At 48.5% G+C, this 18,999-nt stretch carries 17 protein-coding genes; 8 read left to right on the plus strand and 9 right to left on the minus strand.

The window, feature by feature from the left end; genetic code table 11:
- Nucleotides 1-27 precede the first annotated feature (27 nt).
- From porV to HYN48_RS06255, 7 genes are all read left to right on the plus strand, one after another.
- Nucleotides 28-1,200 (plus strand): type IX secretion system outer membrane channel protein PorV, encoded by a 1,173-nt coding sequence (porV, locus tag HYN48_RS06225; RefSeq protein ID WP_108370293.1) that lies wholly within the window; start codon nucleotides 28-30, stop codon nucleotides 1,198-1,200.
- A gap of 72 nt (nucleotides 1,201-1,272) precedes the next feature.
- Nucleotides 1,273-1,755, plus strand: a complete 483-nt coding sequence (gene cdd, locus HYN48_RS06230) for a cytidine deaminase (protein ID WP_108370294.1) — start codon at nucleotides 1,273-1,275, stop codon at nucleotides 1,753-1,755.
- A gap of 178 nt (nucleotides 1,756-1,933) precedes the next feature.
- Entirely contained in the window at nucleotides 1,934-2,932 is a 999-nt protein-coding gene (gene pdhA / locus HYN48_RS06235; RefSeq protein ID WP_108370295.1) for a pyruvate dehydrogenase (acetyl-transferring) E1 component subunit alpha, read from the plus strand.
- 7 nt (nucleotides 2,933-2,939) lie between these two features.
- Complete coding sequence (locus HYN48_RS06240) at nucleotides 2,940-4,625, plus strand: pyruvate dehydrogenase complex dihydrolipoamide acetyltransferase (protein ID WP_108370296.1); 1,686 nt, start codon at nucleotides 2,940-2,942, stop codon at nucleotides 4,623-4,625.
- 306 nt (nucleotides 4,626-4,931) lie between these two features.
- Complete coding sequence (locus HYN48_RS06245; protein WP_108373428.1) at nucleotides 4,932-5,609, plus strand: SDR family NAD(P)-dependent oxidoreductase; 678 nt, start codon at nucleotides 4,932-4,934, stop codon at nucleotides 5,607-5,609.
- Between the two features lies 1 nt (nucleotide 5,610).
- Nucleotides 5,611-6,210: a SprT-like domain-containing protein gene (locus tag HYN48_RS06250; protein ID WP_108370297.1), complete on the plus strand. Its 600-nt coding sequence runs from the start codon at nucleotides 5,611-5,613 to the stop codon at nucleotides 6,208-6,210.
- Nucleotides 6,211-6,288: 78 nt separating this feature from the next.
- Complete coding sequence (locus HYN48_RS06255; protein WP_108370298.1) at nucleotides 6,289-7,350, plus strand: mannose-1-phosphate guanylyltransferase; 1,062 nt, start codon at nucleotides 6,289-6,291, stop codon at nucleotides 7,348-7,350.
- A 60-nt stretch (nucleotides 7,351-7,410) separates the two neighbouring features.
- Here HYN48_RS06255 and HYN48_RS06260 read toward each other — a convergent pair whose 3' ends face one another.
- The 7 genes from HYN48_RS06260 to gcvP form a co-directional block, all read right to left on the minus strand.
- The gene (locus HYN48_RS06260) at nucleotides 7,411-8,172 is read right to left on the minus strand and encodes an ABC transporter ATP-binding protein (RefSeq protein WP_108370299.1); all 762 of its coding nucleotides are present in this window, start codon (nucleotides 8,170-8,172) and stop codon (nucleotides 7,411-7,413) included.
- A complete protein-coding gene (locus tag HYN48_RS06265) occupies nucleotides 8,172-8,918 on the minus strand; it encodes an MlaE family ABC transporter permease (RefSeq protein ID WP_108370300.1) in 747 nt (248 codons plus the stop codon). Before HYN48_RS06265 ends, HYN48_RS06260 begins: the two co-directional genes overlap by 1 nt.
- 166 nt (nucleotides 8,919-9,084) lie before the next feature.
- The gene (locus HYN48_RS06270; RefSeq protein ID WP_108370301.1) at nucleotides 9,085-9,948 is read right to left on the minus strand and encodes a glycosyltransferase family 2 protein; all 864 of its coding nucleotides are present in this window, start codon (nucleotides 9,946-9,948) and stop codon (nucleotides 9,085-9,087) included.
- Nucleotides 9,948-10,472 carry a class I SAM-dependent methyltransferase gene (locus HYN48_RS06275; RefSeq protein ID WP_108370302.1) on the minus strand — a complete coding sequence of 175 codons (525 nt, stop codon included), beginning with the start codon at nucleotides 10,470-10,472 and terminating at the stop codon, nucleotides 9,948-9,950. Before HYN48_RS06275 ends, HYN48_RS06270 begins: the two co-directional genes overlap by 1 nt.
- Before the next feature lie 151 nt (nucleotides 10,473-10,623).
- Nucleotides 10,624-11,685, minus strand: a complete 1,062-nt coding sequence (locus HYN48_RS06280) for a 3-oxoacyl-ACP synthase III family protein (protein WP_108370303.1) — start codon at nucleotides 11,683-11,685, stop codon at nucleotides 10,624-10,626.
- A 130-nt stretch (nucleotides 11,686-11,815) separates the two neighbouring features.
- Nucleotides 11,816-12,181 (minus strand): group III truncated hemoglobin, encoded by a 366-nt coding sequence (locus HYN48_RS06285; RefSeq protein WP_108370304.1) that lies wholly within the window; start codon nucleotides 12,179-12,181, stop codon nucleotides 11,816-11,818.
- A 33-nt stretch (nucleotides 12,182-12,214) separates the two neighbouring features.
- Complete coding sequence (gene gcvP, locus HYN48_RS06290) at nucleotides 12,215-15,064, minus strand: aminomethyl-transferring glycine dehydrogenase (RefSeq protein WP_108370305.1); 2,850 nt, start codon at nucleotides 15,062-15,064, stop codon at nucleotides 12,215-12,217.
- A gap of 150 nt (nucleotides 15,065-15,214) precedes the next feature.
- Here gcvP and HYN48_RS06295 point away from each other — a divergent pair, with 150 nt between their 5' ends.
- Entirely contained in the window at nucleotides 15,215-16,024 is an 810-nt protein-coding gene (locus HYN48_RS06295; RefSeq protein ID WP_342747888.1) for a UbiA prenyltransferase family protein, read from the plus strand.
- A gap of 100 nt (nucleotides 16,025-16,124) precedes the next feature.
- Here HYN48_RS06295 and HYN48_RS06300 read toward each other — a convergent pair whose 3' ends face one another.
- Together HYN48_RS06300 and HYN48_RS06305 are read right to left on the minus strand one after the other, a co-directional pair.
- Nucleotides 16,125-16,628, minus strand: coding sequence for a GbsR/MarR family transcriptional regulator (locus HYN48_RS06300; RefSeq protein ID WP_108370306.1), 504 nt, complete (start codon nucleotides 16,626-16,628; stop codon nucleotides 16,125-16,127).
- 196 nt (nucleotides 16,629-16,824) lie between these two features.
- On the minus strand, nucleotides 16,825-18,852 hold the full coding sequence (locus HYN48_RS06305; protein WP_108370307.1) for a M3 family metallopeptidase: 2,028 nt from the start codon (nucleotides 18,850-18,852) through the stop codon (nucleotides 16,825-16,827).
- Nucleotides 18,853-18,999 lie beyond the last annotated feature (147 nt).

Consider the following 18,999-nt stretch of genomic DNA (forward strand, 5'->3'; position numbering starts at 1 on the left):
TTTAATAAAATTTTTGAAAAAGAAAGAATGAAAAAAGTCTCGTTACTGCTGATTTGCCTCGTTGCGGCTCAGTTTACCAAAGCCCAGGACGGCAACAGGGTGATCACAACCGGCGTTCCTTTCCTGCTGGTTACAGCCGATGCAAGGGCAGCGGGGATGGCAGACCAGGGAGTAGCCACATCGCCTGATGCATATTCTCAGCAATACAACCCTGCCAAATATGCTTTTTCCATAGAGAAACAAGGTTTTTCGGTCAGTTATACACCATATCTCACAGACCTGGTCAATGACATTTCGCTCGGGCAGGTGACGTATTTCAACAGGATCAGCGAGCGTAGCGCATTCGCGGGAAGCCTGCGTTATTTCGGTTTGGGAGACATCGAACTCAGGGACAGTTTTGAGGCGACCCCGGTGATTGTTTCCCCGAATGAATTTGCTTTGGATGGCTCGTACTCACTTAAACTCAGTGAACGTTTCTCCATGGCGGTAGGCGGAAGATACATCCGTTCCTCTTTAAGGATTCCCGACGGGACGACTGATGCTTCGGCAGCGAGCTCGTTTGCAGTGGATGTGGCAGGTTACTACCAATCCGAGGAGCAGGCCTTCAGCGATTTCAACGGAAGGTGGCGCGCGGGTTTCAATTTCCAGAACATGGGTCCGAAAATCAGTTACGACTCCGATGACGTGAGCACGAATTTCCTTCCTGCCAATATGAGGCTCGGTGCCGGGTTCGACTTCATTTTCGACGATTATAATAAAGTAGGTGTAGGCGTTGAATTCGGGAAACTCCTCGTGCCGACGCCGCAGGATCCTAAAGATATCAATGGCGATGGCACAATCAGCCAGGACGAACGGACGGCCAATCTTGACGAATACCGTTCCACGGGATGGGTAGAAGGCATGTTTAAGTCGTTTGGCGATGCGCCTGATGGTTTTAGCGAAGAGCTGAAGGAATTTACCTATTCGGTCGGGGCGGAGTACCTTTACCAGGACTCTTTTGCAATGCGCCTGGGGTATTTCAATGAAAGTCCGGAGAAAGGGTCGAGAAAGTTTTTCTCACTTGGCGCCGGCTTCAAATACAATGTCGTGAAAGTGGATGTCTCTTATCTGTTCTCGGCGTCAAAAGTGAAGAATCCGCTCGAAAATACGTTAAGGTTCTCCCTGACGTTTAATTTTGGGGACAACTATGATGAATATTAGTATCAGTAAAAATTAATTAAGAATCCAAATTTCAGTAAAATGAGATTTGGATTTTTTTTCCCTCATAAACAAATGAAACAAATCGATTTTACAACCCGTTTTACCGTTTACGAAAGTGCGTCTGAATTGCCGGCCGATATACAGTCGCTGATGCAAAAGGCAGTGGAAACCCGAAAGAATGCCTACGCGCCTTATTCTCAGTTCCGCGTCGGTGCAGCGCTTTGGCTCGATAACGGCGAAACGGTGCTCGGTTCGAATCAGGAGAATGCGGCGTATCCGTCAGGGCTTTGTGCTGAGAGGGTTGCGGTTTTCCAGGCCGGCGCAGTGTACCCAGGGGCAAAAATCCTAAAAATGGCCATCTCTGCCGCCTCGGATACCAATCCGACCACAGCGCCCATCCCACCATGCGGTGCGTGCAGGCAGTCGATTGCAGAATACGAGTTTCGCCAGGAAACACCGATAGAAATCTACTTTATGGGCGAGACCGGGGCCGTCTATAAATCCGATTCACTCAAAAATTTACTGCCTTTTATGTTCGATAAGAACTTCCTTTAAAAAAGCAAAAATCCCGTTTTTAAATTTCTCTCGTTACGCGGAATATCTTATTTTTGCGTTCCGGCTGCCCGGAGCGCAAATTGATGTGTGAGGAAACTGTTTTTGCGTCATAAACCTTTATTCAAATAACTTTAGCCCATCCGTTTCGCCTGAAGCGGAGAATTAAATTAAAAGACTCATGAAAGAAGTTACAAAAGACGTTTATCTGAAATGGTATGAGGACATGCAGTTCTGGAGGAAATTCGAGGACAAACTTGCTGCGCTTTATATCCAACAAAAAGTAAGAGGGTTTCTTCACCTGTATAACGGCCAGGAAGCGGTTTTGGCCGGCGCACTGCATGCCATGGATCTGTCCAAGGACAAAATGATCACGGCCTACCGGAATCACGTACAGCCGATCGGTATGGGCGTGGATCCAAGGAAAGTCATGGCGGAATTGCTGGGTAAAGTCACCGGTACGTCAAAAGGGATGGGCGGTTCCATGCACATTTTCTCAAAAGAGCACGGTTTTTATGGCGGGCACGGTATTGTCGGGGCGCAGATCCCGGTGGGTGCCGGTATCGCGTTCGCAGATAAATATTTCGGGCGTGATGGCGTGACTTTAACGTATTTTGGTGATGGTGCGGCACGTCAGGGTTCTTTGCATGAAGCCTTCAACATGGCTATGCTTTGGAAACTTCCTGTGGTGTTTATCGTTGAAAATAATGGCTACGCGATGGGCACATCCGTAGAAAGGACCGCAAACCATACCGACATCTGGAAACTGGGGCTCGGTTATGAAATGCCATGTGGCCCCGTAGACGGCATGAATCCGGTTAAGGTTGCCGAGGCGATGCATGAAGCGATTGATCGCGCACGCCGTGGGGATGGCCCTACATTCCTCGAATTGAAAACGTATCGTTACAGAGGGCACTCCATGTCGGATGCGCAGTTGTACCGAAGCAAGGAAGAAGTGGAAGAATATAAAAAAATCGACCCGATTACACAGGTGCTCGATGTGATTAAGGAAAACAACTACGCTACCGAAGCAGAGATTGAGGCCATCGACGAAAGAGTAAAAAATCTGGTGGAGGAATGCGCCACTTTCGCGGAAGAATCAGAATTCCCGCAACCACAGCAATTGTATGATGTCGTTTACGAACAGGAAAACTATCCTTTTTTACCTCACAAACTATAACTGAAGTATGGCAACAGTAATCACAATGCCGCGTTTGAGCGACACGATGACCGAAGGAACCGTAGCCAAGTGGCTGAAAAAGGTAGGCGATAAGATCAATGAAGGCGATATCCTGGCTGAAATTGAAACGGACAAGGCCACCATGGAATTTGAATCCTTCAATTCCGGAACCTTACTTCATATTGGTATACAGGAAGGCGAATCGGCTTCGGTGGATTCACTTTTGGCAATTATCGGGAAGGAAGGCGAGGATATCTCTGACCTTTTGGAGGGGAAAGCTGCCCCAAAACCGGAAGAAGCCCAGTCTGATGACAAGCCGGCTGCTGCCGAAAAGCAAGAGCAAGGCAAACCGGATGAAACGCCCGTTAAAGCCGCTTCGTCATCACTGCCGAAAGGCGTTGTCGTGGTGACCATGCCCCGCCTTAGCGACACCATGACTGACGGAACCGTCGCTACATGGATTAAGAAAGTGGGCGACAAAGTCTCTGAGGGAGACATCTTGGCAGAAATCGAAACCGATAAGGCGACGATGGAATTCGAATCCTTCAGCGCCGGCACCTTATTGTACATCGGTGTAAATGAGGGAGAATCGGCTCCGGTGGACAGTGTTCTGGCAATCATCGGTCCGGAAGGGACTGACATTTCGGGAATCGCGGAAAATTATAAAAAAGGTGGTGCGGCTCCTGATGCGGCTGCCGGAGCGTCCTCTGCGGAAGCGAAGGCAGATACGAACAGCGGCACAGCTGAAAAACAGGACACCGCAACGGCTGACGAAACCAAAGAAACAGTAGAAACCGTATCAGACGGCAGGCGGATTTTCATTTCACCGTTGGCCAAAAAAATAGCTGAAGAAAAAGGCATCAACATTTCGCAAATTAAAGGTACGGGGGAAAACGGACGCATTGTTAAAAGCGACGTCGAGAATTTTACACCATCGGCTGCGCCATCAACAGTGTCCGAGTCTGCCAAAGAGGGCGCTACAGTTGTACGGCCTTTTGTACCCGCGGGAGAAACTTCCTCTGAGGAAATTAAGAATTCCCAGATGCGCAAGGTCATCGCAAAACGTCTGTCAGAGTCGGCACATGCAGCGCCGGTATTTTACCTGACCATTGAAGTGGCGATGGATGAGGCGATGAAATCCCGTGGCGTGATCAATAGCTTGCCGGAGACCAAAGTGTCCTTCAATGACATGGTCATCAAGGCCTGCGCAATGGCACTCAGGAAGCATCCGAAAGTGAACTCGCAATGGAAGGAAGAGGCGACTATTATACACCACCACATCAATGTTGGCGTGGCGGTAGCGGTTGAAGACGGGCTGTTGGTTCCCGTCCTAAAATTTGCAGACCAGATGAGCCTGTCGCAGATTGGGGCAAGCGTCAGGGATTTGGCCGGAAAAGCCAAAAATAAGAAGATTCAACCTGCTGAAATGGAAGGAAGCACATTTACTGTTTCGAATCTGGGGATGTTTGGAATTACCGAATTTACCTCAATTATAAACCAGCCCAACTCGGCAATCCTGTCTGTAGGAGCGATTATAGAAAAACCGGTGGTAAGAGGCGGCCAGATTGTAGTCGGTAATACGATGAAGGTCACTTTGGCGTGTGACCATAGGACAGTGGATGGCGCTACCGGCGCACAGTTCCTGCAAACGTTGAGGCAATATCTTGAAAATCCGGTAACCATGTTGGCTTAATCGATATAATGAGAAATATCAAAATCCCGCCGAGTGCGGGATTTTTTGTTTTTGCCCCATTTGTAGGTTTGCCGCATTTTTTCACAATTAACATTTGGTGCGGTTTTTGCGCAATTCGGTGTTACGCAAAAATGGTATTTTACCTTCAGGGAAGGGGTGGATGTATCCCTACGAAAACGGACGATTACTTCATTGAGGAAAATCCACAGCCATTGTTAAATTTTGATTCTACTTCCCAAATTGAATTTAGGTACGGGCGTTTTTCGGGATGCATTTTTATTTCTTATTTTTACCAAAAATCATCTCTTGAAAAATATCATTGTTACAGGTACTTCGCGAGGCATCGGCCTTGAGCTTGCACTTAAATTTGCCGCTAACGGGCATAACGTCCTGGCGCTTTCGCGGAAAATTTCCCCGGCGCTGCTTGGCAACCCGAAAATTACTTGTCTTGAGACCGACCTCTCGGTAGCGGAAGAACTTGAAAAGGTTTCGGAGTTCCTTACATCCTCATGGAAGCAGGTCGATGCGTTGGTACACAATGCAGGTGCTTTGGTTTCAAAACCATTCGCGGATTTAACCCTTGCGGATTTCGAACAGGTTTATAAAATCAACGTTTTCGCGGTGGCTATGCTGACTCAGAACGTGTTGCCATTCCTCAACCGCGGGAGCCACGTGGTGACCATCAGTTCCATGGGCGGCATACAGGGCAGTTCAAAATTTCCGGGACTTTCTGCCTACAGTTCGAGCAAAGGCGCAGTGATTACGTTGTCCGAGGTATTGGCGGAAGAGTTTAAAGAACGCGGGATTTCGTTCAACACCCTTGCTATTGGTTCAGTACAGACTGAAATGCTCGCGGAAGCTTTCCCTGGCTATAAGGCGCCGCTATCGGCACCTGAAATGGCTGATTACATTTACGACTTTACGCTCAACGGCAACAAATACTATAACGGGAAAGTGTTGCAGGTTTCTTCCACAACCCCTTAACATGAGTGACGTTTTAGCCAGATACCTCCCTGAGGCCGCGGTCAGGCCGGTTTTCGATCTGGTCGTCGCTCACCAGGTACACCTTAAAATCGTTAATGAACGCCGGACGCGGCACGGTGATTACCGCAAAGGTCCGAATGGCAAGCACGAGATTACCGTGAACGCCAGCCTCAACAAATATAAATTCCTTATTACGCTGGTACACGAAATCGCACACCTCGTCGCGTTCGAAAAATTCGGGAGGCATATAAAACCGCATGGTACCGAGTGGAAGCTTACTTTCCAGCGGCTGATGGTCCCATTTATCCGGCCGGAAGTGTTCCCCACGCCATTGCTGCCGTTGCTGGCACGCCATTTCAGAAATCCTTCAGCGAGCAGCGATACCGATGCGACCCTGGCATTGGCCCTCAAGCAATTCGACCCGCAGAACGATAAAAATTATGTGTTTGAAATCCCTTACGGCAGCCTCTTCCGCATCGACAACGGCAAAATCTTCAGGAAGATTGCGCTGCGGGTCAAGCGCTATGAATGCCTGGAAATCAGTAGCGGCAAAACATACCTGTTCAACCCGAATGCCGAAGTGGAATTGCTGCCCGGTTGAGTTAAATTACAATAAACCAGTGAAATTTTCTAAACAGGCATTTTCAAATTCTTACTACCTTAGCATTTTACCATAAAGATGAATACAAATTACTATGCCATATTGATGGCCGGCGGAGTGGGTTCGCGCTTTTGGCCGGTCAGCACGACAGAATTCCCTAAGCAATTCCACGATATGCTCGGATCTGGCGAAACCCTGATCCAGAAAACCTTCAGCCGTCTTGCCAAATTGATCCCTGCGGAGAACATCCTGATCCTGACCAACGAAAAATACAACCAGATCGTGCTCGACCAGCTTCCGATGGTGAAGCCGGAAAATGTACTGCTCGAGCCCGCGATGCGCAACACAGCGCCCTGCATCCTGTATGCGTCGCTGAAGATCCGTAAGCAAAATCCCGACGCACTGGTGGTGGTGGCACCCAGCGACCACTGGATTGAAGATGAAAATGCTTTCATCGACGACCTTAAAACCTGCTTTAACTTTTGCGATTCCACCGATGCGCTGATGACTTTGGGTATCAAACCGACCTTCCCGAATACCGGCTACGGCTATATTGAATACGACAAATCGGATATAAACCCCATAAAAAAGGTCAGCCAGTTCCGGGAAAAGCCAGACTATGAAACAGCAAAATCCTTTTTGGAAAGCGGCAACTTTCTTTGGAATGGTGGCATTTTCATCTGGAGCATCAAGTCGGTAATGACAGCCTTCCATGCGTTCCAGCCCGCAATGAACGCCTTGTTTATGCAGGGTTATGAAGATTACAATACGGTTAAGGAAGTCGATTTTATCAATGACAATTACGCTTCCGCAGAAAACATTTCGATTGATTATGCACTGATGGAACACGCAGAGAATGTCTTTGTCCTGCCCGCTTCTTTTGATTGGAATGATCTCGGCACCTGGGGTTCGCTGCACGAAAAACTGCCGAAAGATGATTTCAATAATGCGGTGGTCAATGCGAGGGTCGTTTTGGAAAATGCCTCGAATAACATCATCCGCAGCGATGCGCAGAAACTGATTGTGATTGACGGACTTGATGATTATATCATCGTTGACAGAAAAGACGTCCTGCTGATTTATCCGAAAGGGAAAGAACAGGATATTAAGGCCATCGTGGGCCGCATCAAATCTGAGTAAACGGGCGGAACTGAATACAACCCGATGCCATTCTGCGTCGCAAAGTGGGATCGGTTTTTTTTATCCTTTCAGGTACGCTTCCCGCACTTTCTTGAAGAGGTTTGACGAATACACGAAATCCGTCACGGCCTCATTATCTGTGCGGAAAATCTCTTCCTTGGTGCCTTGCCAGGCTTTAAGTCCATGCTTCAGGAAAACGATGTTTTCGCCAATTTCCATTACCGAGTTCATATCGTGGGTATTGATTACGGTAGTGATATTGTATTCTTTTGTAATTTCCTGGATCAGGTTGTCAATCAGGATCGCCGTGTTGGGGTCAAGTCCAGAGTTCGGTTCGTCACAAAACAAATATTTCGGGTTGTTCACGATCGCACGGGCGATTGCCACCCTTTTCTGCATCCCGCCCGAAATCTCCGAAGGCAGTTTTCTGTGCGCATCAACGAGGTTTACGCGCTCGAGCACAAAGTCGACGCGTTCCTTTATCTTTGCACGCGAGTTTCTTGTAAACATCCGGAGCGGGAACGCTACATTTTCAGCCACCGTCATCGAGTCGAAAAGTGCGCTGCCCTGAAATACCATCCCGATTTCAGTCCGCAATTCCCTTTTCTCATCCTTGGTCAGTTCGCCATACACCCTGCCGTCAAACGAGATCGTTCCGGAATCCGGCGTAAAGATGCCCAGCAGTGATTTTAGCAATACTGTCTTCCCGGAACCACTCTGCCCGATAATCAGGTTGGTCTTCCCGGTTTCAAAAACGGTGGAAATCCCTTTAAGAACCTGGGTTTCGCCAAATGACTTCTTCACATCTTTTACTTCAATCATCAGGTCAGCAGTAATTGGGTTAGAATATAGTTCACAAGGATGATCGTAACCGAAGTCCATACGAATGACACCGTACTGGCCTTGCCCACTTCAAGCGCGCCACCTTTCATGTAATAGCCGTGAAAGGACGGGATTGTGGCCAGCAGCAAAGCGAAAATAAACGTCTTGATGAACGCATAGGTAATATGGAATGGGATAAACTCCATCTGGATTCCCGATACAAAATCGGTGCTGTTCCCAAAACCTCCGTAGACGCTGGCGATAAAACCGCCAAGAATCCCCAGGAACATGGCTATCCCTATCGCGAACGGATAAAGCAGCAACGCAATCAGTTTAGGGAAAACCAGGTAGTTGAGCGAATTCACACCCATCACTTCCAACGCATCAATCTGCTCGGTCACGCGCATCGTCCCGATGCTCGAAGTAATAAACGACCCCACTTTTCCGGCCATGATGATTGAAATGAATGTCGGCGCAAATTCCAATATGATTGATTGCCGCGTTGCAAACCCGATCAGGTATTTCGGGATCAATGGGTTGGTCAGGTTGAGCGCGGTCTGTATCGCGACGACGCCACCGACGAAAAATGATATGAACATCACAATGCCCAATGAGCCGATGATCAGGTCGTCTATTTCCTTAAGGATCAGTCCCTTCATAACAGACCATTTGGTCGGCTTGTTGAAGATTTCCTTGATCATCAGGAAATACCTTCCCATTTGCGATAAATAACGGACGAGCATCATATTTTTAAATATATGCGAAAATAAGGATTAGTTTCCAGTTACTGTTTGCGGTTTGCGGTTTTTAGTTGTAAAATTTTGGCGCGCCCCTGCTGGTCCGGGCTTTCGGCTTTAGTCCTCGCTGCGCTCCGGGCTACCGCCTCTATCCCTCGCGCGGGATCCTGTAAATTCAAATTTTTACTTTTCCCGACAACTTCCCCTTCATCTTCGCCAGTCGGTATCCGCGGATAAACTTCGCTTGTTCTTTAGTCACCAATAACGGTTTCCGTGCCGATTTAGCCTTCAGGAATCCCATCATATAATCAATAAAAAGCGAAGGTTTTTTCTTCATCACCGCCAGTTTTGCAGAAGCAATTGCTGTAATTATGAAGCCGTATCCGAGGCTGTAAAAGGCTTCCCCCTGTTTATACCTGGCAGCTTTATTGTAATTGGCACCGGTAGGTTTCAGGTGTTTTACTTTAAGTGATTCATCAGTGACGACTTTCCATCCGTAGAATTTTGATAGCAGTTCGTCCACCGTATCCCAGCCCATCGCAGGCTTCAGTTTCCCGATTTGCAGGAAACATTCCTTGCGGTAGGCTTTAAACGCACCGCGGATATGATCTTTGTCGGTGAGGTTTTCCAGTATCCATTCCCCATTTTTTTCGATATAGGCAAATCCGCCCGCCATCCCGATTTTTGCATCGATCTCAAAAGCAGCAAGAATTTTTTCAAAATAGTTTTCGGGCAAGATCAGGTCGGCGTCCAGTTTTACAATCACATCATAATCTTCGTCAAGCGTTGCATAACCTTTTTCGAACGCGCGGATGACTTTGCTGCCCGGTAAATGAACAGGATCTGACAAGGAATTCACCAAAGTAATAAATGGATATTTTTGACTATAACCCTTAACGATTTCAGCAGTGTTATCTGTAGAATTGTCATCCACCACAACAATCCGCGAAGGGAGCATCGTTTGTGTAATCAGGGAATCAAGCGTCAGGCTGATGAATGCGGATTCATTGTGCGCAGGGATGACAATGTAGTAAACCATTATTTTATCTTTTCGGCGTACACGATATAGTACCGGTCGGTAAATCGCCTCAGCAACGGCCTGATCCCGAATTTCTTCACCGGATTTGTCCATTTTTCCCTGGCCACAATCTTCCACCCGGTTTTCTCCAAAAGCCAGTCCAGCTGCCAATCCTCGAACTCATGGTAATGACGGTCCCACATATCGGTTTTACTGCGATAGGCGGGTGAAAACCAGAGGCGCATCGGAATGGAGATGAATATCTTATCAGCTTTTACGGCATTCAGGATGGTAAACGGGTTCAGTAAATGCTCGAAAATTTCAAACGCGGTAACAACTGTAGCTTGAGAGTGAAGTAATGCCTGCTGATTCAGATCCAGGTCTTCTCCCGAAGTATTGGTCACAGAAAACCCCTCTTTTTTCATAATGTCTGAAAACGGATTTTCCACACCCAGATCCAAAATAGTTTCAGACGTGTCGATGTGTTTCCTAAGGAATTCCAAAGTGTGCTTGAATCGTTTGTTGGGGAAAACTGCTTCGTACATAGGTTTGCTGATTAGCCGCTGCAAATATAGCAAGATTGTTGTTTTGTCGCCGGATTTTTAGCCCGGATCGCAGCGGCATCCTTTTTATTTTTCTTAGAAAAAAATAAAAAGATACAGCGCAGAGCCGGACCAGCTCCTGAAAAAACTGAAATCAATAGCGGTATACGATCGCATTGACGTTCATTCCTGCGCCAACCGAGGCGAATATGATCACGTCGCCCTTGTGCAGCTGCTGTCCCGGAAGGCGGCCTGATGTGAGCAGGTCAAAAAGCGTGGGCACGGTGGCCACACTGCTGTTCCCGAGTTTGTGGATGCTCATCGGCATGATGCCTTCGGGCGGGACTTTGCCGTAGAGCTTATAAAAACGCTGTACGATGGCTTCGTCCATTTTCTCATTGGCCTGATGAATCAGCACTTTTTTGATGTCGTCAATAGCTATGCCGCTTTTGTCAACGCATTCCTTCATCGCTTTAGGAACCTGGCTGAGCGCAAACTCATATATTTTGCGCCCGAACATCTTGATGTATCGCACGTTGGGGTCGAGGTCTTTATTGTAGGAATTTCCGAAGAACAGGTAGGCAGACTCCTCATACGCAAAGGTGGCGCTGTCATGGGCAAGGATTCCTGCGTTCTCATCGCTCGTCAGGGCAATGACCGTAGCGCCCGCGCCGTCGGAATAAATCATCGAGTCACGGTCATGCACGTCTACCACGCGCGACAGCGTTTCGGTTCCTATCACGAGGCACTTCTGGGCCATACCCGCTTTAATGAAAGCATAGGCCTGGATGACGCCTTCTACCCAGCCGGGGCAGCCAAAGAGGATATCGTAAGCTACGCATCTGGGGTTCCTGATGCCCAGTTTGTGTTTGACGCGGCTTGCGAGGCTGGGTAGGATGTCAGACTGGATGGCGCCTTTTTTTACGTCGCCGAAGTTGTGCGCCAATATGATATAATCAATAGTTTCGGTGTCGATGCCGGCATTGGCGATGGCTTTTTGTGAGGCCAAAAAGGCCATATCAGAACTCAGCGTATTGTCGTCGGCATATTTCCTTGCCGAAATACCGGTGATGTCCCTGAATTTCCCGATCACGACGTCGTTAGCTTGCGGTAGTGCGCTGCCGTCCTCATCCAGGAATTGGCGTTTTGCAAAATCTTCGTTTGTGATTTCGTTTTGTGGGATGAAGCTCCCGACACCCGTGATTTGTATTGCCATCGTTGTTATGTATTTTCAGGTTCTGAGATTTTTCACTCCTAATTTAGCAAATTAACGTATTGATTAAAAAGCAGCGATTCCATATTATGGAAAATGAATTGTTTCCGCGTTTTCGTTGGCGGATATTTCCTTATAGCAGTTTTAATTGCATTATTGTGGCTATTGACAGCGCTGATGTTTTTATTTTTTCAGCGTTTGGGCCAAGGAAATGTCTGTCGACAACGTAATTTAAATGGCTGAGCCAAATTGCAAAATGTACTTTTGTCAAAGCCGATTTGCCATGCAGCATCTTATGGATTTCAAAGACATTGTTTTGATAATGGCGTGTTTGAACCAGTATTTGTTGCCAAAAATCGACAATGACAGGAAGGTGTCTTTCCAGGTTGACCCGGGCTACTTCCGTAAAAATGTAACTGATGGCCGGATCTTCCAGCAATGCCTGATAAAACAGGCCCATCAGTTGTTCGATGTCAGCGCGGGTTTCGATATCTCTCATAAAAAAAAGTCCCGTATGACACGGGACTTAAATTTAATTTTCCATGTAAGCTTCGATGGGCGCACAGGAACAAATCAGGTTCCTGTCTCCGTAAGCGTCGTCAACGCGCCGCACGCTTGGCCAGAATTTATTGTCTGATATATAGTCCAGCGGGAAAGCGGCCTGCTCGCGGGTGTAAGGCATGGTCCAACTGTCGGCCGTCAACATCGCCAAGGTATGCGGTGCATTTTTGAGTACGTTGTTCCCGTCTTCAGCATTGCTGGCCTCAATTTCTTTCCTGATGGATATCATCGCGTCGCAAAAACGGTCGAGTTCCGACAAATCCTCACTTTCGGTGGGCTCTACCATTAAAGTCCCGGCAACAGGGAATGACACCGTAGGCGCATGGAACCCGTAATCCATTAGACGTTTTGCGATATCGCTTACCTCAATCCCATTTTGTTTGAATGCGCGGCAGTCGAGGATCATTTCGTGCGCGACCCTGTTGCGTTCGCCGGTATACAGGATAGGGTAGTGGCTTTCGAGCCTTGTTTTGATATAGTTGGCATTCAGTATGGCGTATTTCGTGGCATTTGTCAATCCTTCGGCGCCCAGCATAGAAATGTATCCGTATGAGATCAGGCAAACCAATGCAGATCCCCACGGCGCTGCGGAAATAGCAGTGATTGCGGTGTCGCCACCGGTCGGGATCACAGGGTTCGTAGGCAGGAAAGGAACTAAGTGTTTGGCTACACAAATCGGCCCCACGCCGGGTCCGCCGCCACCGTGCGGGATGGCAAATGTCTTGTGCAGGTTCAGGTGGCACACATCAGCACCGATGGTAGCGGGATTTGTGAGCCCTACCTGTGCATTCATGTTAGCCCCGTCCATGTATACCTGCCCGCCATTGTCGTGGATAATCTGCGTGATTTCACGGATGGCGCTTTCGTAAACACCATGCGTGGATGGATATGTCACCATGAGGCAGGATAAATCATCTTTGTGTTCGATGGCTTTGGCCCGCAGGTCCTCTACATCCATATTGCCGTTTTCAAGCGTCTTGGTCACAACGATCTTCATCCCCGCCATGGCCGCCGAGGCCGGATTGGTGCCGTGCGCTGACGACGGAATCAGACAAACATTCCTGTGGTGGTCACCCCTTGAGAGGTGGTAGGCGCGTATCACCATCAAACCGGCGTATTCGCCTTGTGCCCCCGAATTGGGTTGCAGTGTTGTGCCTGCAAAACCGGTCACCACATTAAGCTGTTCTTCCAGTTTTTTCAGCATGGTCTGATAGCCTTCCACCTGGTCGAGCGGGGCAAATGGATGGATGTTGTTCCAGTTTGGCATACTTAACGGCAGCATTTCTGCGGCAGCGTTAAGTTTCATAGTGCAGGAGCCAAGCGAAATCATCGAGTGATTCAGTGAGAGGTCCTTCCGTTCGAGTTTCTTGATGTAACGCATCAGGGCTGACTCCGAATGGTAGCTGTTGAAAACGTCGTGTTGCAGGAAATGAGACTCCCTTTCCATGCCCTCGCCGTAGTTTTTCGTCGGATCAAGTTCAACGATCGTAGTGGCATCTTTCCCGACCGCCTCTGCAAAAATGGCGATAATCCTGTTGATGTCATCAGTAGACGTGGTTTCATTGAACGCAACCTGAACCGAATCGGCATCCGGATAGTAGAAATTGACTTCATTTTTTTCTGCGATGGCTTTCACTTTTTGGGCGTCAGCTTTCAGCAGGATTGTATCAAAATATGAGGTATTGGATTGATAAACGCCCAATTTATTCAGGGCTTCCGTTACGGTAACTGCTGAAGCGTGTACTTTTTCAGCGATGTACTGTAAGCCTTTCGGGCCATGGTATACCGCGTACATTCCGGCCATCACAGCAAGTAAAACCTGGGCGGTACAGATGTTTGATGTGGCTTTGTCGCGCTTGATGTGCTGTTCCCTGGTCTGTAATGCCATACGCAGCGCGCGATTCCCGTTCATATCCTGCGTCACCCCGATAATCCTTCCCGGCATGCTGCGTTTGTATTCTTCTTTGGTCGCGAAAAAAGCCGCGTGCGGTCCGCCGTATCCGAGCGGAATACCGAAACGCTGTGTCGTCCCGACAACGACGTCGGCACCCATTTCTCCGGGAGAAACCAATTTTACGAGGCTCAGGATGTCTGCCGCGACGACTGTCTTGATGTCGTTCGCCTTGGCGTTGGCGATAAAGCCCGCATAGTCATGAACTTGCCCGTGCTTGCCAGGATATTGCAGGATTGCCCCGAAAAATTCCGGTGCGTAGTCAAATGTTTCATGGTTGCCTACAACCAATTCAATGCCGATGGGTATGGAACGTGTTTGCAGCACAGACAAGGTTTGTGGCAGGATTTCTTCAGAAACAAAGAATTTATTCGCATTGTTTTTTTTCTGCTCGCGCGTGCGCACGTCGAACAGCAGCGCCATGGCTTCTGCGGCGGCAGTTCCTTCGTCGAGCAGCGAGGCATTCGAAATCTCCATGCCGGTAAGCTCGATCACCACAGTCTGGAAATTCAGGATCGCTTCAAGCCTGCCCTGGGCGATTTCTGCCTGGTAAGGGGTGTATGCGGTGTACCAACCCGGATTCTCGAGAATATTTCGCTGGATTACTGCGGGGACGATGGCAGGGTGGTAACCCAAACCGATGTAATTGCTGTATACCTTATTTTTCGCGCCCAATTTGGCAATGTGGTTCGCGAATTCAAATTCGGTCATGGCCGGATCGAGATCCAGCGGAGCCTTAAGGCGGATATCATCGGGGATTGTCTCATAAACCAACTGGTCTAAATCGGATGCGTTGATGGTTTTAAGCATCTCAGGGAGCTGTGATTCCCTTGGCCCGATGTGTCTTAAAGCAAATGCGTCTGTTCTCATTATTTCTGTTTACGTTGTGTAATTTAGCCGGTAAAATTAAATATAATAAACGGGGATTCCAAAGGCTGCTTTTTGGTAAATTTTCAACCAAAACCAATTCTTATTAACACATTGATTAAATTTGTTTTTATGGGCTTTCTTCGGAAAATTTTGGACTTTTACCTTCAGGCGAGTTTTCACGTGGCCCTTTCCTGTACGTCACTCGTCCTCGTGACGCGTCAGATGTTCGGACTCGATGGCCGTTCATTCATTCCACATTTTGTTTTCTTCGGCACAGTGGCAGGTTACAATTTTGTAAAGTACGATGCTTTGGCGAGAACGGCGGCCCGGAGGCCGACACGCCGGGTGAAGGTCATTGCGGGGCTCAGTGCCGCTTCTCTGTGTGCATCCGGCTATTTTTTCCTGCAGTTGGAAAGGGACACGCAACTGGCGTGCCTCGTTTTTGCGGCCTTAACGGTTTTATATACCCTGCCATTTTTTCCAAACCGTAAGAATGCCCGAAACTGGGCGGGCGTCAAGATTTACATCGTTTCGCTGTGCTGGGCCGGCGTGACCGTACTTTTGCCGGTGATGGACGCCGACGGATTATCGCATCATTTTGCGGAATGGGACGTATACCTTAAATTCATACAGCGTTTTGTACTGGTCTTTGTGTTGGTTCTGATTTTCGAAATCATTGACCTGGCCAAAGACGATCCGCACCTGCAGACTGTCCCCCAGCAAATTGGGGTGAATAGGACGAAGATACTTGGGGTTCTATTGCTCGTCCCGTTTTATCTGCTAGAACTTTTACAGCAGCGCGTCGATGCGGCCAGGCTTTGGGTCAATCTGGTGATGGTAATGGTATTGCTGCTGTTCCTGGTGTTCGCCAACAAAAGCAAGTCCAGGTATTACAGTGCGTTTTGGGTGGAATCCATTCCGATCTTATGGTGGGGACTGACGGTCTTGCTGGGCGGCTGAGTCGATCGACCGCCGGTCTGTCAGCGCGGGAGGTACAAACCAAACCATTTCAAGACAGCGCGTCATCAACTTCAACAAAGTTGAAACTTATTAAAAAAAGTTATTTCATCAACTTCAACACAAGCCGGCCAAGCCAGTTGTCTTTTATTTCGGTGACCTTATCGAGCATGTTGTCTGCTTTGAGAACGAAATCATACAATTTCCCGGTTTGCTCGACAAAATGTTTTTCTGCCGCGGAATAATCGGGTTCGTGTGAAGAAACTTCCTTGAGGACTTTAAGCGCGGGCTTGATTTCGCGCTTGCTCCGTTCGCGTGCAATCTTTACGGCCAGTTCGTCGAGGTCTTTTTCGGCGACATAATACTCGCGTCGCTCGCCTTGCCTGTATTCTTTGAAAACGATGCCCCAATCCATGAGCGCGCGGATGTTCATGCTCGCGTTGCCTCTGGAAATCTGCAACTCTCCCATAATTTCTTCCATTGAAATCGGTTCAGGGGAGACCATCAGCAGCGCATGGATCTGTGCCATGGTTTTATTGATGCCCCATTGTGAGCCTAGGGCGCCCCAGGTTTGGATGAATTTATTTTTAGCTTTCCTGAATTCCATGCCGTAAAGGTAGCAAACGTTTTTAAACTTTCAATAAAAAATGAAAGTTACAACTGTTAATGTTCGTCCGGCCGGCGGTGCGCTAGGGATGGCAGCGGCATCCTTTGCGGAGTGCCACGAAGCAAAGATACAGCGTACAGCCCGGGCCGGAGGCAGCGCCATAAAAAAATCCGAAGCTGGCACTCCGGATTGTTTCTTATAATAGCCCCGCCCGTTTGAGCAACGCGTCGGGGGTAGGCTCCTGGCCGCGGAAACGCTTGTACAGGGTCATTGGGTGCTCGGTGCCGCCTTTGCTCAGCACATGTTCCCTGAATTTTGCCGCGATATCGCGGTTGAAGATGCCGTTCTGGCTGAAATACGCAAAAGCGTCGGCATCGAGGACTTCTGCCCATTTATAGCTGTAATATCCCGAAGAGTAGCCGCCATTGAAAATGTGCGAGAACGACACGCTCATGCAGTTTTCTGCGACATCCGGAAACAGTGCGGTGTTGTCGAAAACGGATTTCTCAAACGATTTTATGTCGCTGATTGCCGCGGGGTCAGCGCCGTGAAAAGCCATGTCGAGCAGCCCGAAACTGATTTGGCGTAACGTAGCCATGCCTTCCAGGAAGCTGGCGCTTTCCCGGATTTTGTCGACGTAGGGCTGTGGGATGACTTCCCCGGTTTCATAATGTCTGGCAAACAGCGCGAGCGCTTGCGGCTCGTAGCACCAGTTCTCCATAATCTGGCTTGGCAATTCGACAAAGTCCCAATAAACGGATGTGCCGGATAGGCTTGGATACACCGTATCGGCTAACATGCCGTGCAGCGCGTGGCCGAATTCGTGGAAAAGCGTTGTGACTTCGTTAAAGGTCAGCAGCGATGGTTTGGTCGCCGTGGGCTTTGTAAAGTTGCATACGATGGATACGTGCGGGCGTTCATTGTTGCCGTTTTTGACGTATTGGGATTTGTATGAGGTCATCCACGCGCCATTGCGTTTGCCTTTCCTTGGGAAGAAATCGGCGTAGAAGACTGCAATAAACTCACCATTTTCACCGTGGACCTCGAAAGTCTGTACGTCGTCGTGGTATTTATCGATGTGCGACACTTCGCTGAATTTCAATCCGAATAACCTGTCAGCCACTTCGAAGGCGCCGTGCAGGACGTTCTCGAGTTTAAAATATGGCTTGAGCATTTCGTCATCGAGGCTGAACAGTTGTTGTTTGAGTTTTTCGGAATAGTAAGATCCGTCCCATTTTTCAAGCGTTTCGATACCGTCAAGTTCTTTCGCGAATGCGGAGAGCTGGGCGAATTCCCGCGCTGCCGCAGGTTTGGCTTTGGCTAAAAGTTCGTTCAGGAATGCCGTCACTTTTTCGGGCTGTTGCGCCATCCGTTCCTCGAGCACAAAGTGGGCATGCGTCTCATAGCCCAATAGTTTGGCGCGCTCGTGGCGTAATGCCGCAATCTTCAGCGTGTTGCCGGTATTGTTGAAATCATTGTCACGAAACGCTTTTTGCCCGGCAGCGATAGCGAGTTGTTTTCGCAGTGGCCTGTTCTCGGCATAGGTGATGAATGGCAGGTAACTTGGGGCATCCAAAGTAAAAATCCAACCGTCATGGCCTCGGGATGCTGCCAGTTGTGCAGCCGCTTCTATGGCGCCTTCGGGCAATCCTTTGAGTTCGGCCGGATTGGTAATGTGCAGCGCATAGTCTTGTGTTTCAGCGAGCACATTCTCCCCAAATGTAAGTTTCAGCGAAGCCAGTTCCGTGTCGATCTCGCGGAGCCTTTTCTTTTTTTCATCCGGCAGCAGGGCACCATTGCGCGAGAAGCCCTTGAATTTTTTATCGAGGAGCGTGAGTTGTTCGGTGCTCAGGTTCAGTTGGTCACGCCGGTCGTGCAGGGCCTTGATTTTGGCAAAGAGCGTTTCGTTCAGCGTGATGTCGTTGCTGAAGGCGGTCAGGATTGGGGATATTTCCTGAGCGATTTGCTGTATCTGTTCGTTCGTTTCGGCGGAATTCAGGTTGAAAAAGATATTGGAGATTCGGTCGAGCGCTTCGCCCGAGAAGTCCAATGCCTCTATGGTGTTGGCGAAAGTGGGTGACTCGGTATTGCTGACGATGGCCTCTATTTCAGCTTTGGCCAAAGTAATGGCTTCTTCAAAGGCTGGTTTAAAGTGTTCAGGAGCAATTGTTGAAAAGGGAGCCGTTCCGTGAGGCGTATTAAATGGGTAAGGTATGTTATTCATTTTGGCTTTTTGGTTGTTGCTGCGAGAATTTTAATTTATAACAATTCAGGCGTTTTTTGTTAAAAAATGCAAAAAGATGCATTTCAACGGATTTTTGTGTATATTTGTCGAGTAGATTTTATTTTTTTTCAGAAACGAATTACTGAA

It is taken from the genome of Flavobacterium magnum (assembly GCF_003055625.1).
GTDB lineage: Bacteria > Bacteroidota > Bacteroidia > Flavobacteriales > Flavobacteriaceae > Flavobacterium > Flavobacterium magnum.

What these genes read in the sequence shown, in the direction of transcription:
- porV (WP_108370293.1), top strand. Translation starts at nt 28, where the DNA reads ATGAAAAAAGTCTCGTTACTGCTGATTTGCCTCGTTGCGGCTCAGTTT.
- cdd (WP_108370294.1), top strand. Translation starts at nt 1,273, where the DNA reads ATGAAACAAATCGATTTTACAACCCGTTTTACCGTTTACGAAAGTGCG.
- pdhA (WP_108370295.1), top strand. Translation starts at nt 1,934, where the DNA reads ATGAAAGAAGTTACAAAAGACGTTTATCTGAAATGGTATGAGGACATG.
- HYN48_RS06240 (WP_108370296.1), top strand. Translation starts at nt 2,940, where the DNA reads ATGGCAACAGTAATCACAATGCCGCGTTTGAGCGACACGATGACCGAA.
- HYN48_RS06250 (WP_108370297.1), top strand. Translation starts at nt 5,611, where the DNA reads ATGAGTGACGTTTTAGCCAGATACCTCCCTGAGGCCGCGGTCAGGCCG.
- HYN48_RS06255 (WP_108370298.1), top strand. Translation starts at nt 6,289, where the DNA reads ATGAATACAAATTACTATGCCATATTGATGGCCGGCGGAGTGGGTTCG.
- HYN48_RS06260 (WP_108370299.1), bottom strand. Translation starts at nt 8,172, where the DNA reads ATGATTGAAGTAAAAGATGTGAAGAAGTCATTTGGCGAAACCCAGGTT.
- HYN48_RS06265 (WP_108370300.1), bottom strand. Translation starts at nt 8,918, where the DNA reads ATGATGCTCGTCCGTTATTTATCGCAAATGGGAAGGTATTTCCTGATG.
- HYN48_RS06270 (WP_108370301.1), bottom strand. Translation starts at nt 9,948, where the DNA reads ATGGTTTACTACATTGTCATCCCTGCGCACAATGAATCCGCATTCATC.
- HYN48_RS06275 (WP_108370302.1), bottom strand. Translation starts at nt 10,472, where the DNA reads ATGTACGAAGCAGTTTTCCCCAACAAACGATTCAAGCACACTTTGGAA.
- HYN48_RS06280 (WP_108370303.1), bottom strand. Translation starts at nt 11,685, where the DNA reads ATGGCAATACAAATCACGGGTGTCGGGAGCTTCATCCCACAAAACGAA.
- HYN48_RS06285 (WP_108370304.1), bottom strand. Translation starts at nt 12,181, where the DNA reads ATGAGAGATATCGAAACCCGCGCTGACATCGAACAACTGATGGGCCTG.
- gcvP (WP_108370305.1), bottom strand. Translation starts at nt 15,064, where the DNA reads ATGAGAACAGACGCATTTGCTTTAAGACACATCGGGCCAAGGGAATCA.
- HYN48_RS06300 (WP_108370306.1), bottom strand. Translation starts at nt 16,628, where the DNA reads ATGGAATTCAGGAAAGCTAAAAATAAATTCATCCAAACCTGGGGCGCC.
- HYN48_RS06305 (WP_108370307.1), bottom strand. Translation starts at nt 18,852, where the DNA reads ATGAATAACATACCTTACCCATTTAATACGCCTCACGGAACGGCTCCC.